This is a genomic window from Paenibacillus anaericanus (genome assembly GCF_003994475.1).
GTDB lineage: Bacteria > Bacillota > Bacilli > Paenibacillales > Paenibacillaceae > Fontibacillus > Fontibacillus anaericanus.
On the sequence record NZ_RZNY01000004.1, the window covers coordinates 58,241 to 82,896 of the forward strand.

Annotated in this window: 23 protein-coding genes and 1 pseudogene; 15 read left to right on the forward strand and 9 right to left on the reverse strand. The window is 36.0% G+C overall.

What is annotated here, in order from left to right; genetic code table 11:
* Window positions 1–13 precede the first annotated feature (13 nt).
* Window positions 14–433: a universal stress protein gene (locus EJP82_RS06515; protein ID WP_127191237.1), complete on the forward strand. Its 420-nt coding sequence runs from the start codon at window positions 14–16 to the stop codon at window positions 431–433.
* Window positions 434–689: 256 nt separating this feature from the next.
* Here EJP82_RS06515 and EJP82_RS06520 read toward each other — a convergent pair whose 3' ends face one another.
* From EJP82_RS06520 to EJP82_RS06530, 3 genes are all read right to left on the reverse strand, one after another.
* A complete protein-coding gene (locus tag EJP82_RS06520; RefSeq protein WP_127191238.1) occupies window positions 690–1,199 on the reverse strand; it encodes an arsinothricin resistance N-acetyltransferase ArsN1 family A in 510 nt (169 codons plus the stop codon).
* Between the two features lie 30 nt (window positions 1,200–1,229).
* Window positions 1,230–2,033 carry an arsenite methyltransferase gene (locus EJP82_RS06525; RefSeq protein WP_127191239.1) on the reverse strand — a complete coding sequence of 268 codons (804 nt, stop codon included), beginning with the start codon at window positions 2,031–2,033 and terminating at the stop codon, window positions 1,230–1,232.
* A gap of 318 nt (window positions 2,034–2,351) precedes the next feature.
* Window positions 2,352–2,801, reverse strand: coding sequence for a MarR family winged helix-turn-helix transcriptional regulator (locus tag EJP82_RS06530; RefSeq protein WP_127191240.1), 450 nt, complete (start codon window positions 2,799–2,801; stop codon window positions 2,352–2,354).
* Between the two features lie 186 nt (window positions 2,802–2,987).
* Here EJP82_RS06530 and ku point away from each other — a divergent pair, with 186 nt between their 5' ends.
* Window positions 2,988–3,815 carry a non-homologous end joining protein Ku gene (ku, locus tag EJP82_RS06535; RefSeq protein WP_127191241.1) on the forward strand — a complete coding sequence of 276 codons (828 nt, stop codon included), beginning with the start codon at window positions 2,988–2,990 and terminating at the stop codon, window positions 3,813–3,815.
* Between the two features lie 68 nt (window positions 3,816–3,883).
* Here ku and EJP82_RS06540 read toward each other — a convergent pair whose 3' ends face one another.
* The 3 genes from EJP82_RS06540 to arsD are packed head-to-tail and all read right to left on the reverse strand — an operon-like array spanning window position 3,884 to window position 6,519.
* Window positions 3,884–4,321: a protein-tyrosine phosphatase family protein gene (locus EJP82_RS06540; RefSeq protein WP_127191242.1), complete on the reverse strand. Its 438-nt coding sequence runs from the start codon at window positions 4,319–4,321 to the stop codon at window positions 3,884–3,886.
* 13 nt (window positions 4,322–4,334) lie between these two features.
* Window positions 4,335–6,104 carry an arsenical pump-driving ATPase gene (gene arsA, locus EJP82_RS06545; RefSeq protein WP_127191243.1) on the reverse strand — a complete coding sequence of 590 codons (1,770 nt, stop codon included), beginning with the start codon at window positions 6,102–6,104 and terminating at the stop codon, window positions 4,335–4,337.
* 19 nt (window positions 6,105–6,123) lie between these two features.
* Complete coding sequence (gene arsD, locus EJP82_RS06550) at window positions 6,124–6,519, reverse strand: arsenite efflux transporter metallochaperone ArsD (RefSeq protein ID WP_127191244.1); 396 nt, start codon at window positions 6,517–6,519, stop codon at window positions 6,124–6,126.
* Between the two features lie 158 nt (window positions 6,520–6,677).
* On the opposite strand from arsD, the gene EJP82_RS06555 reads away from it, so the two are divergent.
* The 7 genes and pseudogenes from EJP82_RS06555 to EJP82_RS28310 all read left to right on the forward strand — a co-directional run bounded on the left by EJP82_RS06555 (window position 6,678) and on the right by EJP82_RS28310 (window position 15,463).
* On the forward strand, window positions 6,678–6,998 hold the full coding sequence (locus EJP82_RS06555) for an ArsR/SmtB family transcription factor (protein WP_127191245.1): 321 nt from the start codon (window positions 6,678–6,680) through the stop codon (window positions 6,996–6,998).
* A 16-nt stretch (window positions 6,999–7,014) separates the two neighbouring features.
* Window positions 7,015–8,073, forward strand: coding sequence for an ACR3 family arsenite efflux transporter (gene arsB / locus EJP82_RS06560; RefSeq protein WP_127191246.1), 1,059 nt, complete (start codon window positions 7,015–7,017; stop codon window positions 8,071–8,073).
* A 26-nt stretch (window positions 8,074–8,099) separates the two neighbouring features.
* Window positions 8,100–8,522, forward strand: a complete 423-nt coding sequence (gene arsC / locus EJP82_RS06565; RefSeq protein ID WP_127191247.1) for an arsenate reductase (thioredoxin) — start codon at window positions 8,100–8,102, stop codon at window positions 8,520–8,522.
* 63 nt (window positions 8,523–8,585) lie between these two features.
* Complete coding sequence (locus tag EJP82_RS06570; protein WP_127191248.1) at window positions 8,586–9,929, forward strand: MATE family efflux transporter; 1,344 nt, start codon at window positions 8,586–8,588, stop codon at window positions 9,927–9,929.
* 23 nt (window positions 9,930–9,952) lie between these two features.
* Complete coding sequence (gshAB, locus tag EJP82_RS06575; RefSeq protein WP_127191249.1) at window positions 9,953–12,292, forward strand: bifunctional glutamate--cysteine ligase GshA/glutathione synthetase GshB; 2,340 nt, start codon at window positions 9,953–9,955, stop codon at window positions 12,290–12,292.
* A gap of 221 nt (window positions 12,293–12,513) precedes the next feature.
* Window positions 12,514–12,720 (forward strand): annotated as a pseudogene (locus EJP82_RS28800) (IS3 family transposase); the annotation flags it as partial.
* A gap of 193 nt (window positions 12,721–12,913) precedes the next feature.
* Window positions 12,914–15,463: a Spaf_1101 family AAA-like ATPase gene (locus EJP82_RS28310; RefSeq protein WP_127191251.1), complete on the forward strand. Its 2,550-nt coding sequence runs from the start codon at window positions 12,914–12,916 to the stop codon at window positions 15,461–15,463.
* A 222-nt stretch (window positions 15,464–15,685) separates the two neighbouring features.
* Here EJP82_RS28310 and EJP82_RS28805 read toward each other — a convergent pair whose 3' ends face one another.
* Together EJP82_RS28805 and EJP82_RS06590 are read right to left on the reverse strand one after the other, a co-directional pair.
* The gene (locus EJP82_RS28805; RefSeq protein WP_425464328.1) at window positions 15,686–15,817 is read right to left on the reverse strand and encodes a Ku protein; all 132 of its coding nucleotides are present in this window, start codon (window positions 15,815–15,817) and stop codon (window positions 15,686–15,688) included.
* Window positions 15,818–15,908: 91 nt separating this feature from the next.
* Window positions 15,909–16,253 carry a helix-turn-helix domain-containing protein gene (locus EJP82_RS06590; RefSeq protein ID WP_127191252.1) on the reverse strand — a complete coding sequence of 115 codons (345 nt, stop codon included), beginning with the start codon at window positions 16,251–16,253 and terminating at the stop codon, window positions 15,909–15,911.
* A 134-nt stretch (window positions 16,254–16,387) separates the two neighbouring features.
* Here EJP82_RS06590 and EJP82_RS06595 point away from each other — a divergent pair, with 134 nt between their 5' ends.
* A complete protein-coding gene (locus tag EJP82_RS06595; RefSeq protein ID WP_127191253.1) occupies window positions 16,388–16,711 on the forward strand; it encodes a hypothetical protein in 324 nt (107 codons plus the stop codon).
* Here the strand turns inward: EJP82_RS06595 and EJP82_RS06600 are convergent.
* Window positions 16,695–16,913: a helix-turn-helix domain-containing protein gene (locus EJP82_RS06600; protein WP_127191254.1), complete on the reverse strand. Its 219-nt coding sequence runs from the start codon at window positions 16,911–16,913 to the stop codon at window positions 16,695–16,697. The two genes, EJP82_RS06595 and EJP82_RS06600, sit on opposite strands and share 17 nt — an antisense overlap.
* A gap of 150 nt (window positions 16,914–17,063) precedes the next feature.
* Between EJP82_RS06600 and EJP82_RS06605 the strand changes: the two genes are divergently transcribed.
* From EJP82_RS06605 to EJP82_RS06625, 5 genes are read left to right on the forward strand one after another with little or no spacing between them, the layout of a single operon-like run.
* Window positions 17,064–17,735 (forward strand): PDDEXK family nuclease, encoded by a 672-nt coding sequence (locus EJP82_RS06605; RefSeq protein ID WP_127191255.1) that lies wholly within the window; start codon window positions 17,064–17,066, stop codon window positions 17,733–17,735.
* Window positions 17,725–19,674 carry a hypothetical protein gene (locus EJP82_RS06610; RefSeq protein WP_127191256.1) on the forward strand — a complete coding sequence of 650 codons (1,950 nt, stop codon included), beginning with the start codon at window positions 17,725–17,727 and terminating at the stop codon, window positions 19,672–19,674. The genes EJP82_RS06605 and EJP82_RS06610 overlap by 11 nt, the downstream gene beginning before the upstream one ends.
* Before the next feature lie 14 nt (window positions 19,675–19,688).
* Complete coding sequence (locus EJP82_RS06615) at window positions 19,689–20,708, forward strand: ATP-binding protein (protein ID WP_170220138.1); 1,020 nt, start codon at window positions 19,689–19,691, stop codon at window positions 20,706–20,708.
* Between the two features lie 21 nt (window positions 20,709–20,729).
* Window positions 20,730–22,298: a tyrosine-type recombinase/integrase gene (locus EJP82_RS06620; protein WP_127191258.1), complete on the forward strand. Its 1,569-nt coding sequence runs from the start codon at window positions 20,730–20,732 to the stop codon at window positions 22,296–22,298.
* Window positions 22,295–23,836, forward strand: a complete 1,542-nt coding sequence (locus EJP82_RS06625; protein ID WP_127191259.1) for a hypothetical protein — start codon at window positions 22,295–22,297, stop codon at window positions 23,834–23,836. Before EJP82_RS06620 ends, EJP82_RS06625 begins: the two co-directional genes overlap by 4 nt.
* Window positions 23,837–24,656: the final 820 nt, after the last annotated feature.

The window sequence follows — 24,656 nt, forward strand, 5'->3', positions numbered from 1 at the left end:
AGTGAATGATGATATGTATAACCGAATAGTTTTGGCTGTAGATGGGTCGGAGAATTCGCTAAGAGCTACAAAAGAAGCGGTGAAACTGGTGTCTTTAACTCCCGGATGTCATATTGAAGTAATTACAGTGGTGGACTTCTCTAAATCAAAGAGCGAAATTTTGCATACACAAGGAAAAGAAGAACTCGAGCTGAAAAGACGGAAAAAACTGGCGACCGTCGAAGAAATACTGAAGCAGGGAATGGTGGAGTATACGTTAAAATTCCTTCATGGAGAGCCGGGTCCGACAATCATTGATTATGCCAACAAGAAAAAGGTTGAAATGGTCATTATCGGCTGCCGGGGGTTAAATACGCTGCAAGAGATGGTTCTTGGAAGCGTCAGCCATAAGGTTGTGAAACGTGTTAACTGCCCTGTACTGATCGTAAAATAGCGGGAAGACACCATAATTTATTATAAAAATCCAATCCCACAATAATGGGGGTTGGATTTTTTAATAATTGAAATCAAACCGATAATTCATCTCTGATGCCTAAATAAGAACGTTCACTAATTGATAAAAAAGTAGTTGTCGAATGGAGTATCAGGGAAAAAGACACTGAAATAATCGACTAATTTTCTTAAATCAAATCTACCGTGTTTATAATCCATAAGCCGCACAAGACCAACAACCCTATTTTAAGACTTTATTATCTTTGAACATCCAACAACAGCTTCTCCATAATCATCACATCAATATATTGGTCATCCATAATTCCCTGTTTCTCAAAGACACCTACTTCGCGGTAGCCCATCTTCTTATACAATCCTTGGCCTAATTGATTAAACGAAAATGTAAATAACACAATCTTCCGAAATCCATTCTCTTGTGCTTTGATTTCCAAAGCACGTAGGAGGGAGCTACCCATGCCCTTCCCACGATAATCACGGTCAATATATATGGAAAGATCAGCAACACCATCGTAAGCACAGCGGTGTGAATAAGGATTTAATGACGACCAACCAATGATCTGATGATTCAGCATTGCTACCAAAACACTAAACCTTCCTTGATGATCTTGAAACCATTTTTTCATATAGGGTATATCTTTTGTATCCGTTTCAAGAGTAGCTTCTCGATCCTCGATACCCTGATTGTATATGCGAAGAATGTCTTCGATGTCATCCTCGGTGGCTACACGTACTATAGTATTATTCATAGTGACCATCCTCCATAGAAAAGCTTGTTATTAAGGTTTATTCGCTTTGATTACTGCAGAAACGATATAGTTATCTACGTTCGCGCCTGGAACCCAATCTTTAATAAATGATTTAGATTCATCTTTAGGCTCAATCGAGATGTTATTAAAACCACTGCATTGTAGCATAGCTTTGAGTTCCTCAATGGAGGATGCACCAGAAATACATCCGGAATATAATTCATTCAAATCATTTTTAATCTCAGGTGGAAGTTCAGCTGTTGTAACAATATCTGAAATAGCTAGGCGACCACCAGGTTGAAGTACGCGAAATGCTTCATTAAATACTTGTTGCTTATCTGGTGATAAGTTAATAACACAGTTGGAGATAATGACGTTTACAATTTGATCCGCAATAGGAAGGTACTCGATTTCTCCCAAACGGAATTCCGTGTTTACAACTCCGGATTTGCCGGCATTGCTTCGGGCACGACTGACCATCTCCGGAGTCATATCCACTCCTATAACATGACCCGTTTCACTAACTTGACGTGCGGCTAAGAAACAATCGAATCCGCCACCACTCCCAAGATCTAATACAACTTCACCTGATTTTAATTCAGCGATAGCTTGGGGATTGCCGCAGCCTAGCCCTAGGTTTGCCCCCTCAGGAACGGCAGATAACTCTTCGCTTGAATAACCTAACTTGTTAGAAATAGCATTGAAATCTGTAGGTGTATCACAGCAGCTATCAGTGGAACAACAAGAATTATTGGTTTCCGTTATTTGAACTGCAACTTGTTTGTACCGAAGTCGAACATTTTGGCGGATCTCATCATTCGTAAGTTTTTTCAAGATAAGCACTCCTCGTTGAATTATTTAAATAATTAATATTACTGACTTTAGTGAATTAAATTGTTAAGCAGCAAGGAACGCTCGACAGAATAGGTTGCTTACGTGAGAACTTGGTAGGGAAATTGAATATTGCTGATTTAATTCTACCTTTAGGAGATCTCCATGATTTTTGATCCATTTTTTGAATTTCCATCTCCCGATAATTCATTAAATATTCAGCAACGTAAAAATTTTCATACATCTAAATGCCCCCTAAATTGATTATTTTACATGTTAATAATGTTGCAATTTACAACTATAGTATAGTAAGGGGAGAGACTACCCCGTTACTGGAGAACAACACTTACTTGATTTACCCATAGCCTCATTAAATAGCATTACAGAACGCAGCAGTGTTTCTTTTTCAAATTCGGTCATTTTAGAAAAAGCATCATTCAGATACTCGTTCATTTGCGTGTCTATAGTAGTAGCGACATACTTTCCTTCTGCAGTTAGTGAAAGGGTATGAACTCTTCGATCAGTAGGATCAGCTGTTTTCTTAACTAATTTTAATTTGATTAAAGATTGAACTTGGCGGCTAAATGTTGTTATGTCCGTCCCAAGCGTATCTGAAATCTGTTGCATAGAAGGTTTGTGCTGACGATCAATTTCATAAAGGATGTGACTTTGGACCAATGTAATATCACAACCACCAACACTACAACAATTTTTGTTAAGTAGACCAAAACGACGGGTCATAATTTGAAATAACTCGCGAGCATTATCCATTGATATCACCTCATAATTCATTTATAACTCTAATTGTTGTAAAATGCAAGTATAATAAAATTCTAATTTTTCTTTTAATGTGTTTTTCGGACCAAACGAAGCATTCATTACTTGTGATTGCTAATGTTGATTAATTCATATCAAAAAAGGAAAGGATGATTCTAAAACTGGAAAGGTAGATCCATTATGCATACATTGTGGAAAGGTGCATTAAGTTTTGGGCTAGTATATCTCCCAGTAAAGCTGCATTCTGCAACTGAGGATAAAGATATCACTATGAAACAAATTCACCGAATATGTAGTTCACCAATATCTTTACACAAAACGTGTAATCAGTGTAATAAGGATGTCGCATCTGAAGATCTTGTTAAGGGCTATGAATTTCAGAAGAACCAATATATCCTTTTTGAAAAAGAAGAGTTAGACCAGCTGCTCCCAGATTCAAATAAAGAAATAAAAATTATGGACTTTGTGAGTATTGATGAAATTGATCCGATTTATTTTCAGAAAACATATTATCTATCCCCTGATAGCAGAGCTGATAAAGGTTACACTCTCTTAATGGAAGCTTTAAAGACGACTAGCAAGATAGGTATATGTAAGGTGTCAATTCGTGCTAAAAGCAGTCTAGGGGCTATTAGGGTCATTAACAACTGTCTTGTATTAGAGACTCTTTATTACTCCGATGAAATCAGACCAATTCAAGATGTTCCTAATATTCAGACAGATCCTGTTGTTGATCCTAAGGAGTTATCTATGGCGCAATCCATAGTGCAACATCTCTCAGTTGCATTTGAGCCTACGAAATATCAGGATGATTATAGAAACCAACTAAACGATGTAATCAACAAAAAAATTCAAGGTGATCAAATTCAATATTCGGTTATTCAGCAGAAGAATAATGTATTAGATCTTATGTCTGCTCTTCAGGCAAGTCTTGACGCTTTAAATCAAAGTAAGAGTAAAAAAACTATAAAGTCAAAGGGAAAGCGAAAAAAAGAACAAACAGCTTGATATTACATAAGATCATCCAAATAAGAGGAGGGACAGGAAATAATTCCTGTCCCTCTAATTAATTTAAACTATTTATATAGACGTTCAAGAGTTGCTCGTTGAGCGTCATTAATGGATAGGATGGAACGCGCCTTTTTGGATTTCTCCTCAGCTTCTTCAATACTTGATACCAAGTTCAACTCCATTAAAACACCGATCGCAACAGCCCCCGTACGTCCACGGCCAGCGCCACAATGAAATGCAACTTTTTTTCCTTCGTTGTAAGAAGAAATAACTTCTTGAATCGCTCTATTCATTTGAACTTCTTCCACATCTTGTGAATCATCTTTTAAAGGTACATGAATCCTAGTGACGTTTGGAAATATTGTGGTATTGGGATCTAACTCAGCACGTAAATCAACCACGACCTCGACACCTTCGTCTTCAATGAGTCGATTCACATCTAGGGCTCCACACATATAAATATTCGTAACTAGTTCATTGTATGGCTTTTCATTAATTGTCATTGTGATTTCTCCTTTAATCTTGGATAAGGTGTTCTAATTGTCTCCAACCGGTAGGCTCTGTTGCTCTCCAGGGAACAAGTACTGTGTACTTCGAATGTTCAGTCACTCTCTGTATCCATTGTTTTTCGGAGATTGCCCGGCTTTGTAGGACTGGTTCAGATGTTTGAATGTCTTGCCAACTTTGGTTCACAACCCACCATTCAGGTTGAATGCCTGCTCGATTCAAATCGATTTGAAGGCGCTCAGCTTCCATAACCGGTGTGGCTTCAGGCAATGTGACAATTACCACGTGGGTTTCCTCTGGATTACGTAACCGAGGTAGCAGGTTGCGAACTGAATCAGGGATGTTGCCTGTTGAACGTTGAACCTCACGGTGATAAGCCTCTGCTGCGTCTAACAAGAGAAGGGTGTGACCAGTTGGTGCTGTATCAATGACAACAAAACCATGGTCTGCTTCCTCTACGATTCGTGCAAATGCTCGAAATACAGCAATTTCTTCGGTACAAGGGGAGGCAAGATCTTCTTTCAGAAGCGCACGACCTTCTTCATCCAAGTTCTTCTCGTTCTGCTCCATGATTTCGTTAGAATAGCGTTCTGTTTCCAGTTTAGGATCAATACGACTGACATGTAGGAGTGGGAATTTCTGTTCTGTATCGTCACCAAGTGCAAGATTTAGATGTGCTGCAGGGTCTGTTGTCGTCAGATGAACACGATGGCCATGGCTTGCTAAACCGATTGCTATAGCCGTAGCTACCGTCGTTTTACCCACGCCTCCTTTACCCATAGTCATGATCACACCATTTTGTTTCGTCTTAAGCGCATCCAGTAACTGAGCTAAACGTTGTAAATTAGTATCATCATCTAACGATGACATATCCATTTCAGACACAAGATCTTCCTCATTCTCAGTATTAAAAAAACCACGAAGACTTTTGATCCCCGTAAGACTATACGGCTTTAGCGGTATTTCGTATTTTGGGAATGATTTCAATTCCACTGGGATATTTAAAAGAGTTGTTACTTGTCTACTATGAAAAATCTGCGCAATCGGATCATCTGTTTGAGTATGCAAAACGCCATTAATAATGAGGTGTTGATTAGTTATATCCAATTCTAGAAGCTCACTAGACGCCCGAGCAGCTTCTTGCAACGCAGTACGCTCTGGTCGAGAGACTAAAATCAGAATAGTTTGCTTTGCATCGGATAAAGCTTCAACCGTTTTCGCATACATCTCTTGCTTATCACCTAAACCTGAAAGAGGACCTAAACAAGAGGCACCACTGATATTCGTATCCATAAAGCCTGACCAAGCTTTTGGTAGCTGCAGCAAGCGCAAAGTATGACCAGTAGGTGCCGTATCAAAAACAATATGATCAAATTCGCTCTCATTTGCAGATAATAATCTGGTGAACTCGTCAAAGGCTGCGATTTCAACGGTACATGCTCCTGATAATTGTTCCTCAATTTGTTGAATAGCTTCTTGGGGCAATATATCACGATAAGGTCCAACAACTTGATCGCGATATTCACGAGCTGCTTGTTCAGGGTCCAAATTTGAAGCATAAAGCCCAGGAACACCATTTATAGTTGTCGGTTCAGTACCTATTGTGGTTTCGAACAAATCATCTAAATTTGAGGCTGGGTCAGTACTAATTAAAAGCACTTTTTTTCCTTGACCTGCTAAAGCTATTGCAGTGGAACAGGCAACGGACGTTTTACCAACGCCACCTTTACCTGTGAAAAAGATATATTGGTTGTTAAGCTCAATAGGTGAAAAATCCATGATATTCTCCTCCTTAGCTTTAACAGCAGCCGCTTCCTGGTTCGCAGCAATCTTGATCTACAGAGTTAACCTTAATTATTTTTACCGCTTTCATCCCAACGGAAGGTTGACTAAGTGTAATACCGGTCCAGGCAGACAATTCTTCCCTTGTTGGATAGCGTTTTTCCGCCTTGAGTTCATCATCAATGAGGACGATAGGGAAAGCATCAGGACCGTTTTGCTGTAGATAAGTAAGAACAACGTTATTTATGGTAAATGCTTGTACGTCTTGAGACAGATTGAAGCGTTGTATCGAAACACCTTGTTTGTGTAATGCATCCACATCAGCAGCGATCCGAATTAATTCAGGATCAACACTCGGTCCACAGACACCTGTAGAACAGCATAATGCAGGATCATAAATTTCAATTTTCAATTGAGACATCTCCTTATTTGTGATATTCTCTAATACGTGTGTAATTATATAATCAATCACTTATATAATCAATAACTTATATGATAAAAAATAATTACTTGCTTATATAATCATTCGCTTATATAATAATTTTGAAATAGAGGGGAGTGTGAAGACACATGAGGATAACAATCGAAGAAATGGCGGAACAATTTAAGTTGTTGGGAGATAAAACTCGTTTAAAAATTGTTTCCATTTTATATCAGAAAGAAATGTGTGTATGTCACTTGGTGGAGTTACTTGAAACAACGCAACCAAATATTAGCCAACATCTCCGTAAATTGAAGGATGCAGGTTTAGTTCAAGAAGAACGAAGAGGACAATGGATTTATTATTCTCTCCATATTGACGATAAACCACACTTAAATGATGCGCTTCAATATTTACCGCATCTCGCTGAAGAAGTACAAGAAAAGATAAACACAATGGTGTGTGAATAAGGAGTGTGAACCTATCATGAATCAAGGGAAACCCAAGAAATTATCCTTTTTGGACCGTTATCTAACGTTTTGGATTTTTGGGGCAATGGCAATCGGTATTGGTTTAGGATACTTAGTTCCAAATTTCTCTGATGTGTTATCCAGTATGCAAGTCGGAACAACCTCGATACCCATTGCCATAGGACTAATTGTCATGATGTATCCACCGCTTGCGAAAGTGAAATATGAGAATCTTGGACAGGTATTTAAGGATTGGAAAGTTTTATTGTTATCCTTAGTGCAGAACTGGGTTATCGGTCCGATACTTATGTTCTTATTAGCCATACTTTTTCTAAGTGATATGCCAGAATATATGATCGGATTGATCATGATTGGACTCGCTAGATGTATTGCTATGGTGTTAGTTTGGAGTGATTTGGCTAAGGGAGATCCTGAATACACTGCAGGTTTAGTCGCCTTTAATTCCATATTTCAGATTTTGTTCTACTCTGTATTTACGTATGTGTTCATAACCGTATTACCTGGGTGGTTCGGTGTCAGCGGAGCAATAGTGGACATCTCCATGGGTCAAATTGCGGAGAGTGTTCTCATTTATCTAGGAATACCATTTGCTGCTGGCCTATTAACACGCGTAATTGGGATCAAACTTAAAGGGGAAGCTTGGTACCAACAAGTATTCATTCCCAAAATAAGCCCACTTGCTTTAATAGCCTTACTATTCACGATTGTGTTGATGTTTACGTTAAAAGCAGAAATGATCGTTCAACTGCCATTAGATGTCGTGCGAATTGCCATTCCGATGGTGATCTACTTTGTAGTGATGTTCTTAGTATCCTTTTTCATGTCCAAGAAGTCTGGAACATCCTATCCTGTAGCAGCCTCGTTATCATTTACAGCTGCCAGCAACAACTTTGAATTAGCCATTGCGGTAGCCATTGGGGTCTTTGGGTTGGATTCAGGAGTTGCATTTGTAGCAGTTATTGGGCCATTAGTAGAAGTACCTGTATTAATCGGTCTTGTTAAAGTATCGCTTTGGATCAAACGAAAGTATTTTGAACCATCATTAAGTAAATAATAGTAAATAATAGGGAGAGATATCAGATGAACAAACCATTAATTTATTTTCTTTGCACAGGAAACTCTTGTCGAAGTCAGATTGCCGATGGATTTCTGCGAACACTTGGTGGAGAAAGCTATGAAGTGAAGAGTGCTGGTCTAGAAGCTCATGGGTTAAACCCTCGTGCCGTTCAAGTCATGCAAGAGGCAGGTATAGACATTACCAACCATACATCCGATGTTATTGATCCAGAGATCCTAAATAGAGCAGATTATGTTATTACACTTTGTGGTCATGCGGACGAACATTGCCCGATTATATCGAACAAGAATGTAGTCAAATGGCATTGGGGATTTGATGATCCAGCAAAAGCAACGGGAACAGAAGGAGAAATTATGGATCAATTCCGAAATGTACGTGATGCCATTAAATCAAGAATTGAAGAATTTTTAAGTGAAGGGAAATAAAAAGAATTTTGAACCGACCCTAGTGGTCGGTTTTCTAATTAGGTCAAAAAGGAGCTACTAGACATGAAAGGCACAAATGATTTGACCCAAGGTCCTATTATGCCTACCTTAATGAAATTAACGCTTCCCATTATTGCAACCAATTTTATATCAACAACATATGGTCTTGTCGATATGATTTGGGTTGGAAGATTAGGAAGTGGTCCTGTTGCAGCGATTGGCACGGCAAGTTTTTTCATCAATTTAGCTATTGCTTTATCAACAATGATAACGATCGGTACAGGGATCAAGGTTTCACATTGTATGGGAGCCGGCCAGAAAGATAAGGCTCAATCGTATATCAAGAACGGATTTACGATGTCTATCCTATTGGGAATTCTCTACATGCTTTTTATCTTTGTGACCAAGAATCAGCTCATTGGTTTCTTTGATCTAGGAAATGATGAAGTTGAGCTGATGGCAAAACAATTCTTGTTGATTTCGATTATCGGGATTATATTTTCAATCATTAATATCTTATTCGCCACTATCATAAACTCGATGGGAAATAGTAAGTTGCCTTTTCACATATTCTCGATCGGACTTATTTTTAATATCGTCCTCGATCCATTCTTGATCTTTGGTGTAGGTAACTTTAAGGGTTGGGGAGTTGCAGGGGCAGCAATTGCTACATTAGCTGCAAATATATTAGTGACAAGTTTATTTATCATTAAAACAAGAAATTCAGAATTGATTTCGAAATCTACCTCAAGCAACACTCTTCAAATGAAAGAAGTTATCCGAATGGGAATTCCGATTACAATCCAACGGGTCACATTTACGATCATATCGATCATAATCGCCAAGATCATCGTACGCTTTGGAGCTGATGCAATTGCAGTTCAAAAAGTGGGGATACAAATTGAATCCATTTCTTATATGACAATCGGAGGACTCCAAGGGGCCATTGCTGCTTTCTTTGGTCAAAATTATGGAGCACGTCGGATAGATCGAATTAAACAGGGCTATCATCATGCTCTGTTATTAACATCAATCTTTGGCATCATCATATCCATTGTATTCATCATATTCCCACAGCAACTCTTTTCACTGTTCTTATCCGATAAGGAAAGTTTAGAGCTAGGTACAAGTTATATGCGTATCATCGGATATTCACAATTGTTCATGTGTATGGAACTGATGACTGTTGGTGCTTTTAATGGAATTGGTAAGACACATATCCCACCGATATTCAGCATTATCTTTACCGCGCTAAGGATACCGTTGGCATTGGTATTATCTGAACCTTTTGGTTTAAACGGTGTATGGATGTCGATTGCACTGACTAGTGTTTTCAAAGGGGTTATTCTGGTCATCTGGTTTAGAAGATCTTTGCGCAGAATGAATGAACCACAAGTTAACATTTAAATTAATGAAGGATGGTAGTAAACATGACATTGTTGAATCGAAAACTCATACAGCTTCTGATAGATAAAAAGTTAAATGAAGATGTTTTGCGAGGTCAATTTGGTTTAGAAAAAGAAAATGTTAGAGTCGATCAAGATGGAAAACTTGCGTTGACACCGCATCCTAAAGCCTTTGGAAATAAAATGGATAACCCGTATATTCAAACTGACTTCTCTGAGAGCCAAATTGAAATGATAACTCCAACCTTTGACTCTATAGAAGAGACGTATCGTTTCATGGAAGCATTGCAAGATATTGTTTCTCTTGAATTGAATGGGGAATATTTGTGGCCGAGCAGCAATCCTCCAATGTTGCCCGATGACCAAGATATTCCGATTGCCAAAATGAACGATCCCATAGAGGACAAATATAGAAATCAATTAGCAGAAAAGTATGGACGCAAAAGACAATTACTAAGTGGAATTCATTACAATTTCTCTTTTGATGAAGGGTTTCTGAGAAAGCTTTATGAAAGTGAAGATCGTCATGAAGAGTATAAAGAATTCAAAAATGCTACGTATTTTAAAATAACTCGCAACCTATTGAAGTATCGATGGTTCCTCATCTATTTAACAGGAGCAAGTCCTGTCTTTGATAAGACATATATAGAAAGATGCGTCGCTCGTGGGATTTCAGATGATGAGAAAAGCATTTATTTCCCGAACATGAATTCACTTCGAAATAGTGAATGCGGTTATCGAAATGAAAAACCTCTATATGTATCCTTTAATTCGATGGATGACTATGTTCATGATTTGAATGAGTTGATTCGCTCCGAGCAATTACTAAGTGTAAAGGAGTTTTACAGTCCTGTTAGAGTAAAAACAGTTAGAAGTAATAACCCAATACAGGAACTAATACAGAATGGTATAGCCTATTTAGAGCTGCGTTTTATTGATTTGAATCCACTATATAAAATTGGAATCAGCAAAGAAACGATGCAATTCGTTCACTTGTTTATCATCTTTATGTTGCTGAAGAAGGATGAAGCCTTCGATGAAGAAGATCAAAAGATGGCAGACTTGAATCATGATCAACTGATCATGGAAGGTATAAACGGATGCTTACACGATCATGGTGATGGTAATATGACGATGAAGGAGATGGCACTAACTTTTATCCATGAGATGCAAGAAATGGTACAGTTCTTGTTTCCTAATGATGAGAAGTACTTACACATTCTGGGCGGGGAAAAGCAAAAAATTCTTCATTCTGATTTGAGCTTTGCCTCTGTAGTAAAGTCTGACATACAAAAATCATCCTATTTGACTTACCATTTGGATAAAGCAAAACAATATGCCCAGGAAAGTCTTCAAGATGGCTACCGATTCGTTGGATATGAGGATCTAGAATTATCAACCCAGTTGCTATTGAAGGCAGCGGTGAAACGAGGCATTACATTCAAATTGATCGATCGAGATGAAAATTTCGTATTACTTTCTCTAGGTGATCACAAAGAATATGTTAAGCAAGCCACGAAAACTTCATTGGATTCCTACAGCACCGTGTTAATTATGGAAAACAAAATCGTTACTAAAGAAGTCCTCAAACAACAAGGAATCCGAGTTCCAACCGGTGAAGCCTTTCGAAGTCTTGAAGAAGCGATGTTAGAATATGAAACTTATTATGACAAACCTATTGTAATAAAGCCAAAATCAACAAATTTCGGCTTGGGTATCACCATCTTTAATCGTGAATTTTCAAAAGAGGATTATCAAAAAGCATTCGAAATGGCATTCGTACATGATCAGACTGTTCTTCTAGAGGAATTCATAACTGGGAAAGAATATCGTTTCCTGATCATGGGAGATGAGGTCGTTGGGATACTGCATCGAGTTCCCGCCAATGTAGTAGGAGATGGGGTCCGCACGATTGAGCAACTAGTTCATGAAAAAAATAAAGATCCTCTCAGAGGTCGTGGATATAAGACTCCTCTTGAAAAGATTCAGTTAGGTGAAGCAGAAGAGATGTTTTTGAAAAACCATTCCTATAACTGGAGCGATATACCACAGCTAGGTAAAGTCATCTATCTACGAGAAAACTCCAATATTAGTACAGGTGGAGACAGTATTGATTTCACGGATGAAATTCCAGATAGCTATAAAAACCTTGCTATTCAATCTGCTAAGGCTGCGGGCGCAACCTTTTGTGGTGTTGATATGATGATTGATGATATAAGAGAAGATGCAACGGATGACAATTACAGCATTATTGAAATCAACTTTAATCCAGCAATCCATATTCATTGTTATCCCTATAAAGGGATAAATCGAAAAGCAGATGAGAAGATTCTCGATTTATTATTTGGTAAAACAAACAATTAATTCATAGTAAATAAGAAGAGCCCAAAGTAATTGACTTTGGGCTCTGATGATTAGCCTTTATTGTACTCTGATAAAGAAGAGGAGTTTTGATGGATTATGTCATTTATCGGAACATATTCTAGTCATCCGCGACAATTGTTAAATGATACAAAAGTACCAACATAACTTTACGCTAAAAAACTTTCTTAATGGTATTATCCCCTTTAAGTAGACACTCAAAACGCAAAGCTGCCTGCCTCGATAACGCATGCATCGAATCCTTCTTTTCGCATCTCAAGACAGAGAAGTTGTACCTTTACAAGGGTAATTCAGAAGGTGAGATACATCAAGAGTTCGAGGATTATATCTACTTTTATAACTACCAACGATTTCAAAAGAAACTTAAACAACATGCGTCTATTGAGTATCGGCACGCGTTGTTTACCTAGCTTTTTTCATCTGTTTACTGACAAGGGTATGACCATTTACAAGCCTTTTTATTTTTGTTTGCTTTTTTTATCATACAATTAATGCAAATATTTAGCTATATTAAGGTGAATTGACACAAATATTCCTACTTAATGATGATACAATATAATAATTCAGCATATCTTTCTTAGTCAATTTAAAAGAGGTGTTTAAATGGGTACTTCATTAAATCAAAACTACAAAAACCTTATTAATGTACGAAGAAAATACGGGGAACTAAGGAAATTCGAATTCCACATACATACTCCAGCCTCCCATGACTATAGAGTCATGAATAAAAGAATTTATCATAGCATGAATGTTGAAGAAATAATCCAGCTAGCTTATGAAGTAAATTACTATAATGAAGAACAAAAAGATTATTTTCTACAAAAACACATGAATGGAGAATTAAGTGACATTGATTCACTTCATTATTTTGTGGAAAAGGGCTTCGATTCATTTAAAGAATTTTTGACATACCAATTAATTGCGCATAAATTGTATGAAAATGAAGTGGAAATTGCTGTTATATCTGATCACAATACCATATCAGGTTATAAGAAATTGGAGAGAGCTATAAACGACTATTATCTAGAAAGATTAAAAGGTACTGAACAAAAAAAGGACATGATTAAACTGTTGCTTGGAATTGAAATCACTTGTTCAGAAAAAATACATTTGGTAGGTATATTTGATGATGATTTATTTGACATTGTAAATGATCTAATTAAAAACCATATCCCTTCTCAGGAAATGGGTACATATGAAACAAGTCTATCAATGATTGAAAAGATTAGTAATTTAGGAGGCATTGCATATATAGCTCATATAAATACAACTGATTTAAAAAATACTACTGGGCTCTATAAACAAACATTATTTAACAACAAAAATCTTAATGTTATTGGTTTAACTTCTTTAGAAGTGGAGCGGCATTTGGCAATCCTCAAATCTCATGGAGCTGTTAACCCTCAAGAAAAATTCTGTTTTTTGTATGAAGGTGATTCTCATCAAATCGATGAAATCGGCAAAAAAAGTACTTGGATAAAGATGAGCCAAGTTGGGTTTAATTCTTTGAAAAAAGCAATTTATAATCACAAACTGTGTGTGTTTATTGAAAAACCTAATATAACTGATAAATATATAAAAGGGATGCTCGTAGAACCCGGAAAAAGAGGATATTTAAAAGGGAAGAATGGTGAGAATTCATTTATCGTCGATTTTTCTAATGATCTAAACTGTATAATAGGCGGAAGGGGAACCGGGAAGAGTACAGTTATAAATATCTTGGAAGTTATTTTCACTCTGGAATGTAATTCATATGATACTCTGAAGTTTATTAGTGAGAACGAATACATTTTAGTGAATTTTGTTTATAATAATTCGGAATTTATACTCAGATTTATACCTCAGATAAAAAAGGATACATACCATACGTCAGAAGACATCTTTGAAGAAAAAGCATTTATAAAAGACGGTAAAAAATCAGGGAATTATGTATTACAAAATCATTGGGTAGAGCTGTATAAAGTAGAACACACTAGAGCTGGGTTTAAATTTCTCATAATTGATAATCCGACTGAAGTTTCTTCAATTTTAGAAAACGTGTACCGTAAAAGTTATTCAATAAATAACATTATAAATCAAATCAATAATCATATGACAGGTGATTTCATAAAAGAAGTTGTATTTAATGGACTTCCTTTCTTAATAAAAGATCAATTTCTTCGGAACTTGCGGAATTTACCTTCAACGAGAACAAGAACTTTTCTATCTAAAGAACTCTCTCTAATAAACGTTGCACTTGAAAAAAGAAAAAAGGAAATTGATAGCAAATTAAGTGCATTTAATAATAGTTATAATAAGCAATTTCAAGTTGTTTATTCACCAAAGGCAAAATCTAATAAATTTTATCTTGAAATTTTACTTTTTTCGTTAAGAAGAAAGGAAATTTATTTGCTTGACTATAATATTACTTGGGAGAATATCGAGAGTTTCATACTTGATGTCTGCGAAAAGATTGGCTTTTTGAACTTTTTGATTCTCCTAGTAAATAATAAATTCACAACCATAGAATCATATAATTCAATTATTAAATATGTTAACCAAGATATTGGGAGTATTGCCAGTGTGAACAGAGGAAGGAAAAATGTAAATAAAGATAGTTTGTTAGAAGTATATAGAGGAATCAGAGATAATATATTAGCAAATAAGAAAAGCATAATATATTGTCTAGAAAATTATTTTGAAGCAGTGGATGATTTTTCATTACTATTTAATATAAATTCGAAAGAAAATGTTAAAACAATAGCCCCTTTTATGAAAGATATCAGTGAATTATCCTTAGGCCAGAAAGTAGTTAGTATATTAACATTTATCTTTGAGTACGGAAAATTTTCTGATGATAATACGCCTCTAATCATAGATCAACCGGAAGATAATCTTGATAATCAATATATCTACAAAAACTTAGTGAGCAGTTTAAAGCAAATTAAAAATTCAAGACAAATAATTATAGTAACTCATAGCTCCACTATAGTTACCAATGCAGATGCTGAGCAAGTAATCGTTCTTGAGTCGGACAACAAAAATGGATGGGTTGTAAAAAAAGGATACCCAGATGATGATATTATAACTCGTCATATAATTAATTACTTGGAAGGAGGAGCAGATTCATTTAGACACAAAATAGGAATGTATCAAAAAGTTTTAACCATATAGAGTATTCTGCTTCTGCTCGCTAAACTGAGAGAGAAATACAGTCGTTGGAAGGCAGAATCCCTCGAGTGTGTATCATTGGTCTAAATATGTATTTTAATCAGTTTATTTGTAAGTTTAGGACTTACAAATAGTTGAATCAGATCTCAGGTCGTCGAGCTCATCTTTTTCAAACGTTACGTATTGTTTGCTTCTAAGGAATAGCCTTTTACTATATCTTCTGAATCAATGATTGAATTGCAGCTTGAACATATTCTCTGAGTTCGGGCAATCTCTATATAGCATGTGTAGTGCCAGTTCTTTTTCTTTTGTAGCAGCATAGAGTTTTACCGGTATATGAACTAATCCGAAACCAATAGCACCCTTTCATACTATATGCGTCTATTTGCACCTCTCAAAATTATGATTATTTAAATAAACCGCTAACTCAATGATATTGAGTAGCGGTTTATTTATCTTCAAACAGTTGTAGTGCAAGGATATGAAGTTTTTTAATATCATTTCCATCCAAAGTAACAAGGTACTCGACAAGATCGTTAAGATTTTTATCTTTTTCCATCAATCCTTGGCCGATAAGCTTTTCATATTGGAAAAGTTCCACAATATCCGCTTCTAACGCACTCGCTATTTTCTGTAAGCTCAAAAGGCTAATATTCTTCTCAGCTCTTTCGACTCCACCAATGTACGAAAAATGGACACCAGCGCGTTCTCCCAGTTCCTCTTGAGAAAGTCCTTTTTTCTTTCGCAAATCCCTTACTCGTAGTCCGATCATACGCAATATATATTCACTCATACCCACACCTCAAATTAAGTGTATACAAAGGAGGGATACGAATACATTCATATATAAATATCAAAATCATTAATTGATACTTATAAGTATCAATTATAACAGATAGGGTTATACTTGCTATTGAGGTGAAATCTATGAGTAAAAAGAACTCATTATTAGAAGTTGGGATTGCAACAGTAACTTCAAAAGGGCTATATTTTGCAAATCATTATTACAGTAGTCAAAAAATGATCAAATCCCAATGGTTTGCTGAATCAGAAAAATACGGTGAATGGAAGATTCCTGTATTCTTTAATATTAAAGATCCATCTGTCTTAATATTGTTTGATTTTACGCAAATTGATTATGCATTCCAAATTGATCCAAGGAAAGAATTAGATGAAGAGCTAGTTTTAGCATATCATTTAGTGTTCAATAACTTAAAGAATCAATTCAATAGTATTAGATTACCTCACTAAGAAGATCTTTCAATGGGATTTGAAGCAGGGCAGACACTTGTATAAGCACATGTAACGGAACTGGATAGATGCCATTTTCGATATTACAAATTGTTGACTGGGATACATCCATTAGGTTAGCCATTTCAATCTGAGTAAGTTGATTAATATTACGAAAGTAACGAATACGTGTTCCAATAATTACATAAACATCGTTCTGCATATCAAATACCTCCTCTAAATATATAAACCTATCACTACTATTCCCATAAAGATAGATTCATAGACTTAGAAGTAGCTTTTTAAAAATATGTATATTTTATCAAATAATTGTGAATTCAGATATTAGTAATACTAATAAAGGAGCAAAAACGTGTACAAACCAGTAACTAAAAGAAAAAGAAATACGAAATACGGAAATAATAACTGGTTCAGATATAGCTCAAAAATTAATCGTAACGTTTATTTTTACAGTGACTTAGAATTTGATCATTGGTTGCTTATTGAATTTGATCGAAGTATAAAAGAATTTTGTGAACAACCGCTTCATGTTAATGATTATGTGAATGGAGAATACATAAACACAATATTCGATATGTGGACTATTGATGTAGATCGTAAAGAAATGTTTATTGAAGTCAAATATTCAAATGAGCTTGATCTCAAGAGTTTAAAATTTTCTCCTCGATCATTTCGTCAGGTTCAGTCTCAAAAATTATGGTGTCAGGAAATGGGATATGATCACGAAGTTCATACGGATGAATGGATATACAAAAATCGTCTTTATGTAAATAATTTAAGAAAGATAATCCCATACATCGATAAGCGAAAGCCGAATAATGAAGTTGCTCTTCGGAAGGTTTTGAATGTAATAACCAACCAAAACAAGTGCTCCGTTGAAATGATCGAAGCTAGGCTACATGAGCTAAGCAAACATCAAGTTAGAGAGTGCGTATGTAATCTAATTTACGACGGTATCGTAATTGCTAATACAGATACGTGTGAATTCGGTAAGAATTTGGAGGTCTGGATGAATGAGCCGTAACCGTTATATTGAAAACTCAAATGTAGATCCTGAAGACCTGGATTATTCGAAGTGGCCCGATGTTCACATTGATCCTCGGAATGAGATCTTTGAAAATCGTAAAAAAGCCGTGCAGCTGTATATAGATCAAAAATATTCCCTCAAAGAGATAGAAGATCAAACTGGAATCAAGCGGCAAGAACTTAATGAATTTGTAAAGAAGTGTTTGAAAAGAGATTACAATAATCGTCTAATTGGATTTCCAGCGTTAATACCATTCAAAAGGATCGGGTACAAATTTAAACGTTATGCCGCAACAGATGGATTTAACTATTCATCCCTAACAGGTGCTTTTGAGCAGTTATTAGAGAAATATCCTCAACTGGATGAATTGATAAAAGATTATATACTCCGTCGCAAACAGAGAAGGGCAGCAGATAATTACATAAGAATAAAGGATCTAAGGAAGAAGTTTCTGATTTTATGCAAATCCTTAGATATTAAACTTAATCAGTATCCATTTAATACTAAAGATATGTGTCTTCGTTCATTGTACAGATATGTAGATAAATTGATTAACAAAAACATGGAACAGGCGAGTGGCAGATTTGGTCAGGAGGTGCAACGCATTGTTAATCGTCTAAATGGAATTGAATCAGATAAAGACCTTATTATCGCTCCATTTGAAACTCTCCAGGTTGACGGCCATAAAATGGATATTCATTTGACAATTAAATTTACTAATGCATATGGTGATGAAATTGTTGAAGTTCTAAAACGCATATGGTTTCTATGTCTAATAGACGAAGGTACGCGAAATGTTATTTCTTATATTCTATGTTTAAGTGCGGAGCTTTCTTCTGTCGATTTGTTGCATTTGTTCAAAAAGGCTATCCACCCTTGGATTCCTTTGACTTTAACGATTCCTGGGCTTGTATACCCAGAGAAACCCTATATGCCTTCCATGGCCATTGAGGAGGCGCAGTGGGCATTATGGAATGAATTAAAATGTGATAATGCACTCGCTAACATTTCAAATATTGTTGAGGATCGGCTCACGAAAATAGTGAATTGCTCCATAAATCCAGGGCAAGCACAATACCCGGAGGGACGAGGGATAATTGAAAGATTTTTTGGTCTCCTTGAAGAGAATTATCTACATCGACTAAGTATGACGACAGGTAGTAATCCAAAAGACATTCGAAACCATGAAGGAGAGAAACATGCTAAAAAATACGAAGTTAATGTCGAGGAGATCGAGCAGTTAATGGAAGTAGCAGTAGCTCGTTATAATACAGACCCTCACTCTAAGTTTGGAATAAGTCCACTCATGGCAATGGAACAACGAATCGTGTATCGAGGTATGGTTCCTCGTCAACTGAATGAACACGAAAGATCTGATGTGAATTTCTTCACCTATCAAGTGCATCGAACTGTAAAAGGTTCTCGAACAAGAGGAACACGACCCTATATTAATTTTGAAGGAGAGAGATATACAAGTTCCTTATTAGCGAAGAACTACAGCTTAATTGGTGAAAAACTAATTCTTGAAGTCAATATCGATGATATATGTGTCGTAAAAGCTTTTTTACAAGACGGTCAGGAACTTGACTTCCTTAAAGTTAAAGGCCCATGGGGAAAAAAGCCGCATTCACTTAAAACCCGAAAAGTTGTTAATCGTTTAGTTAGGGGAAATCAATTGAGATTTGATGATGATGTGGATCCGATCGAAGCTTTCGGTAAATATCTTGAAGAAAAAGCAGAAAAACAAAAGAAATACAGGAATGAACTTGCAACTCAACGTCGTTATCAAAAACGAAAGAGTAAAGAAGAACCCGTTAATTTAAACACTGAGATAGGTGACGATCCAGTCAGCATTTTACCTGAAGACGAATGGACTGAGACATCAATTAATTTGGATCCTGAAACGTTTTTAGATAACTTTAAAACTATATGTTAGTGAGGGCTAGAATAATGGGTAGAGCAATGAAGAAGTCGAACTCAATAGAACCAGAACTCCAATTAACCGAGCGGCCAAATATTCCACCGGGAAGCCACCCCGTAGAGATAGATGATTACCAGATACCAACCAATGAAATCATGAAAATCTTTAAAAGTGTCTCCCGGTGGATTCAGTTGAGAATAACAGGTGCTGTTATCTATGGTAGACCTCGTTTGGGAAAGACTTGGATGATCAAGTATTTGAAAAATAAAATTCCCACTCACTTAGGTGTAGATCTGCCTATACACCATATCGTTAGTCTGCATGCCAAAATCGCTAAGGAAGAAGAGTTTATTGAATCCTTGCTCAGTGATATGGATCACGCATTTGCACTAGCAGGCAAAGTGGGGGCAAAAAGGCAACGCTTGCTAAAGTTTTTGGAGCAGCAAGGATGTACAAATTCTCTACGAATGGTCGTTTTGTTTATAGATGAGGCGCAGTGTTTGGACTCTCTGCATTTTGAATGGCTGATGGATTACTATAACAAATTAGATCTATTGAGGGTAACTCTTGTTGTTTTCTTAGTAGGACAACCACAGTTGTATACTCAAAAAACAATATACAGTCGAGGACATGAAGATCAGATCATTCAACGTTTCATGATAGAAGAACATAAATTCAATGGGTTAAAAAATGAAATGGATATTAAATCGTGTCTAATAAGTTTTGACGAAAGGAGCGAGTATCCAAAAGATAGCGGATGGTCCTTTACGAGGTACTATTTTCCGGAAGCATTCACAGTTGGAGAACGACTTCAAAACTTTTCGAAAGACATCCACGATCTTTATGTAGAACTGCGAACGAAGTATAACATCAAGGGACCTTTTGAAATCCCCATGAAGCATATGATTATTGCTATAAAAATCATTTTTGTTGACCATGGAATGAATAGTGATAAACCTTTACATTGGGTTACTACGAAGCATTGGAAAGAAGCGATATTGAAAACAAATTACATCGCTTCTGAACAGCGCAAACAATTTCAAAAATAGAAAGGAGAGCGAAGAAAGGAGATGAAACGGAATAAAATATTAGCCAGAGATAATCAGTATGGTAAGAATAAAGAAGTCCTTCTGCCAAATTATCGAGATGAATTAGTGAAAGATAAATGGGACGTACGAAAATTGGGGATCCCGTATAACAAAACCCGAGGAGATCACTTCTTATCTTTCGAAAAAATCCCATTCTCATTCAGAGATTCAGTAAAAAAATACGTTACGACGAGACTGATTGAAATGGATAGCATACAGTGGAACACGGCAAGACAAGACGTTCACCGCCTTAATGTATTTTTAGGTTTTTATGCAAAATTACATCCGGATCAGAATGACCTTCGAAATATGACACGTTCTGATTTTATCAGCTATGTAGATTATTTAAGAAACAATCCAATGGGTGGTAGTAGCCCCTCACAGTATCGCAATCAACCTCCAACTAATTATTATATATGGTCTATGGTAGCTAATGTTGAAAACTACATTACTTACATGCAGCGTTTTGATTGGGATGAGGCACCTTTAAAACCTTCAAGATCGTTAATTTTTCAGGAAGACCGTCCAAAGTTAGAAAAGAAAAAGATCACTGAATATGAATATGTTGATGATCATATATGGGAACAAATTACTGATAAGCTGCCGGATTTAGATTCTCAATATTTACCCATAGTCATTCTAATGGAGGCCACAGGTTTCCATCTTATTGATATTTTAAATTTAAGGTTAAACTGCCTTCAAATAAGAGAAGATGGCTACTGGATTGTCTCAGAGAGAAACAAAATCAAGTACATTCCGATAAGCGAAGAAATATACAATATGGTTAAAGCTCAACAAATATTTATAAGAGACAGATTTCCTTATGAGCAAAATAGTGAACAATATCTTTTTTTAAAATACAAAGGAAAGTTTAAAGACAGAGGAAAGCCCTATTTACAGCCTTCAATACTTCGTCAACTGAATTTTTTTGCAGAGAAGCATAGAATTACTGACCAGAAAGGCAAAGTCTTTCGTTTTGGTTCATTAACATTCAGACACCGATATGGAGTCAAGAAAATAAATGATGGGGCAACTATATTGGATGTACAAAAGTTATTGTCAAACGTAACCCCAGAAATGGCAGTCATCTATGCGAAAATTCATGACCATAATCTTCAAGTTCAATGGGATTATTCCAACGAATTGGGAGCAGTACGTCTTGACCCACTAACCGGTGAAGTCATTCAAACACAAATTTATGATCAGGCTTATGAAAATAATGTTGATATAGATTGGCTTAAACGAAATTTAGGTGAAACCAAGCTAGAGCAAGGATATTGTATTAAGTCGCCAAGGACCCACTGTCAATATTTGAGTCAAACCCTGGAGCAGCCTTGTATGGTTTTTAAATGCTCAAGTTTTTATATTGATAGTACATTCCTCCCATATTATATCGAGCAAATTCAAACTCTCCAAAAGCAAATCGAGGAAGGCAAGCAACAAGGGAGAAGTCGTTATGTAGAAATATTACAAGGTAAGCTTGATAAGTATATTGAGATTAGAGAGGCCTTTATTAAAATACCTAAACTAAGGGAGGAGCACATTGGTTGAGAATGAATAAATTGCGGATTGTTCAAGATGAATATGAGTCCCCATGGTCGATCATCGAGAATATAAAAATGAACAATTTTGTTAATACACGACAGTTTTTAAATACATTTGGATCAGAGCCCGCTGTAAATACTGGCAACTTAATAAGTAAGAGATATTTGAATTTATGGACCTTCGAGGGAATAGATGATCTGAAATTTAAGCAGACTTTTGGAGAATCCTTGTCTGATCATACCGAAAGTATTAAAAATAAACTCACTCACATGTTTCCATCATATATAAGACCCGAATCATTATTCAGAGAAAAACTCTTTTTTTGCAAAGAGTGTATAAAAGAAGGGTATCACAGCATGCTCCATCAGTTCAAAATGACTGAGATATGCCCGTACCATCTGTCCAAATTAGAAGATCTTTGTCCAAACTGCAAACAATCCATTCAATATTTGATGCCAGGACATCATTTAGAAACTGGTTTTGTTTGTAACTGCGGCGAGCCCCTTAGAGCTTCACAAAATTATCACTCTTCATCAGTGGAGCTTACAATTAAGGAAGCTTCTATTGCTAATTGGTTAATATTGTCAAGAGAACATATAGAAATTTTACAGAATACAATCATTTTCGGTCCTTTTTTAGACCAAGGCGATAAGCTAATGCAAAGTATATTAAAGATTCTACAAAGTATCGCAGTCATGAATACTGCATTTTATATCCCTGTTTGCCAAACTTCCTCACCAAAAAATTCTTTAATAAACCAATATAATAATTTCTATTATTCACTAGTAAGTACTTTGCATGGATATGAGGAGTATTTGATGAAGACAGTTATGAAAAATCATAGACATTGTTTGAAGAGATTACTAGGTATGTACAAGAAACCGGGTGAAGAGTTCCCAACCATTTGTCCGTATGCATATGCTTATGTCTTTTGGAAAGAAAGTTTTTTTAATATAAATCCTTTCATCGATCAATATAAGAAAACTCAAACTAATCATGTATCTCAGTTTGAGTTGCCCTTTCATTATATGAACGATGACTTCCGTAAGCTGCTTATGTTCTATAGTTCATACAATGCTAGGACCCTTACCTGGATTATTAACCATCTTTTATGGGAGGTGGCTGATCACCATTTTAAAGAATGGTTAGGAGTTGCTGAGGAGTACGCAAAAAGAAAGATAAGGCCAAGTCTGGAAAAGTTAACTCCACGAACCTCCCAATCAATTATTCTCTTCCCTTTAAATGAAAACAGAATAGAAAAGTTCATTTTTAACAAAATAATTCCTAACAGTCTACATTGCCCCTATGAAAATGAGAGCAAAATAAACGATGGTGAGATCTCATTTCTTCCTATGAGATTAGCAATCAACGATGGTAATAATGAGGAAAAGAAGGCTGCTGAGAGATATTTAAAAAGATTGCGTAGCGCACCAGCGATAATCAATACAAGCCGAAGGGATAACCTTACAGGGAATCCGTGTTTTACAAAAACAAGAGGGGAAGATTCGACGGCGATCTCTGTGCAAGCAAACGGAGTCGTGTAAGAAATTCAACAACCACATTTTGTTATGGAAATGAGATTCAAGCGATCAGTAGGAGCGTTTACATACGTGATGATGATTTCAAGGTGATTACAGTAACCATAAACGATAAGGGATTAAGGAGGAGGTTACCAAAAAGACAATCCTAGAAATGTCACATTTGCCAATGAGGTTAGTTATTACGGATAGTAATGAAGAAAATAAAAAAAACAGCCGAAAAATATCTTCGAAACTTACGGGTATTATCTACAATTCGGTAAATAAAAACAGCACGCAATTTGCGTGCTGTTTTTTGTTATAAATTTATTAGCATGGTAAAATACCGTTAAATGATCGATCGTTAGTGAAGATAATGTAGGGGGATTTATGTCATTAATGTAGGCAAATCTTTGTCACTGGACACGCATGGGCCTTAATATATAGGGGTTAATTTAACCTCTGTACATATGTACAAAATACGAGTTTTGTGAAGATGTCAGAATGAATTTAAAGAAATTGTATTGGATCCCGGTTTCAATTGTCTTACATATTATTTACAGCAGCATTTCGTCATCTCTTCATCTGTCATAGTTATTAGAATTAATGAGTGCTCTATTTAGTTTGGGTACATCATTATTCTCCAGGTGATATCTCGTGTTGCATATGATGTAGAATATTTTCCAATCAGTTTCTCAATAAATCTTTATGTTAAGCTCCGGCTATTGCCTTGTCGGCCAATTGGTGATGATACAAATAAAATACTTCCAAATTTAATTTTTTACCCAACCCCATTGCACGTCCATTTTTTAACATTTTTTAAACTGAAACTGGATGTAAATATAAA

Coding starts and splice junctions, on each gene's coding strand:
- EJP82_RS06515 (WP_127191237.1), top strand. CDS start 14: ATGTATAACCGAATAGTTTTGGCTGTAGATGGGTCGGAGAATTCGCTA.
- EJP82_RS06520 (WP_127191238.1), bottom strand. CDS start 1,199: ATGAATAATACTATAGTACGTGTAGCCACCGAGGATGACATCGAAGAC.
- EJP82_RS06530 (WP_127191240.1), bottom strand. CDS start 2,801: ATGGATAATGCTCGCGAGTTATTTCAAATTATGACCCGTCGTTTTGGT.
- ku (WP_127191241.1), top strand. CDS start 2,988: ATGCATACATTGTGGAAAGGTGCATTAAGTTTTGGGCTAGTATATCTC.
- EJP82_RS06540 (WP_127191242.1), bottom strand. CDS start 4,321: ATGACAATTAATGAAAAGCCATACAATGAACTAGTTACGAATATTTAT.
- arsA (WP_127191243.1), bottom strand. CDS start 6,104: ATGGATTTTTCACCTATTGAGCTTAACAACCAATATATCTTTTTCACA.
- EJP82_RS06555 (WP_127191245.1), top strand. CDS start 6,678: ATGAGGATAACAATCGAAGAAATGGCGGAACAATTTAAGTTGTTGGGA.
- arsB (WP_127191246.1), top strand. CDS start 7,015: ATGAATCAAGGGAAACCCAAGAAATTATCCTTTTTGGACCGTTATCTA.
- arsC (WP_127191247.1), top strand. CDS start 8,100: ATGAACAAACCATTAATTTATTTTCTTTGCACAGGAAACTCTTGTCGA.
- EJP82_RS06570 (WP_127191248.1), top strand. CDS start 8,586: ATGAAAGGCACAAATGATTTGACCCAAGGTCCTATTATGCCTACCTTA.
- gshAB (WP_127191249.1), top strand. CDS start 9,953: ATGACATTGTTGAATCGAAAACTCATACAGCTTCTGATAGATAAAAAG.
- EJP82_RS28310 (WP_127191251.1), top strand. CDS start 12,914: ATGGGTACTTCATTAAATCAAAACTACAAAAACCTTATTAATGTACGA.
- EJP82_RS06590 (WP_127191252.1), bottom strand. CDS start 16,253: ATGAGTGAATATATATTGCGTATGATCGGACTACGAGTAAGGGATTTG.
- EJP82_RS06595 (WP_127191253.1), top strand. CDS start 16,388: ATGAGTAAAAAGAACTCATTATTAGAAGTTGGGATTGCAACAGTAACT.
- EJP82_RS06600 (WP_127191254.1), bottom strand. CDS start 16,913: ATGCAGAACGATGTTTATGTAATTATTGGAACACGTATTCGTTACTTT.
- EJP82_RS06610 (WP_127191256.1), top strand. CDS start 17,725: ATGAGCCGTAACCGTTATATTGAAAACTCAAATGTAGATCCTGAAGAC.
- EJP82_RS06615 (WP_170220138.1), top strand. CDS start 19,689: ATGGGTAGAGCAATGAAGAAGTCGAACTCAATAGAACCAGAACTCCAA.
- EJP82_RS06620 (WP_127191258.1), top strand. CDS start 20,730: ATGAAACGGAATAAAATATTAGCCAGAGATAATCAGTATGGTAAGAAT.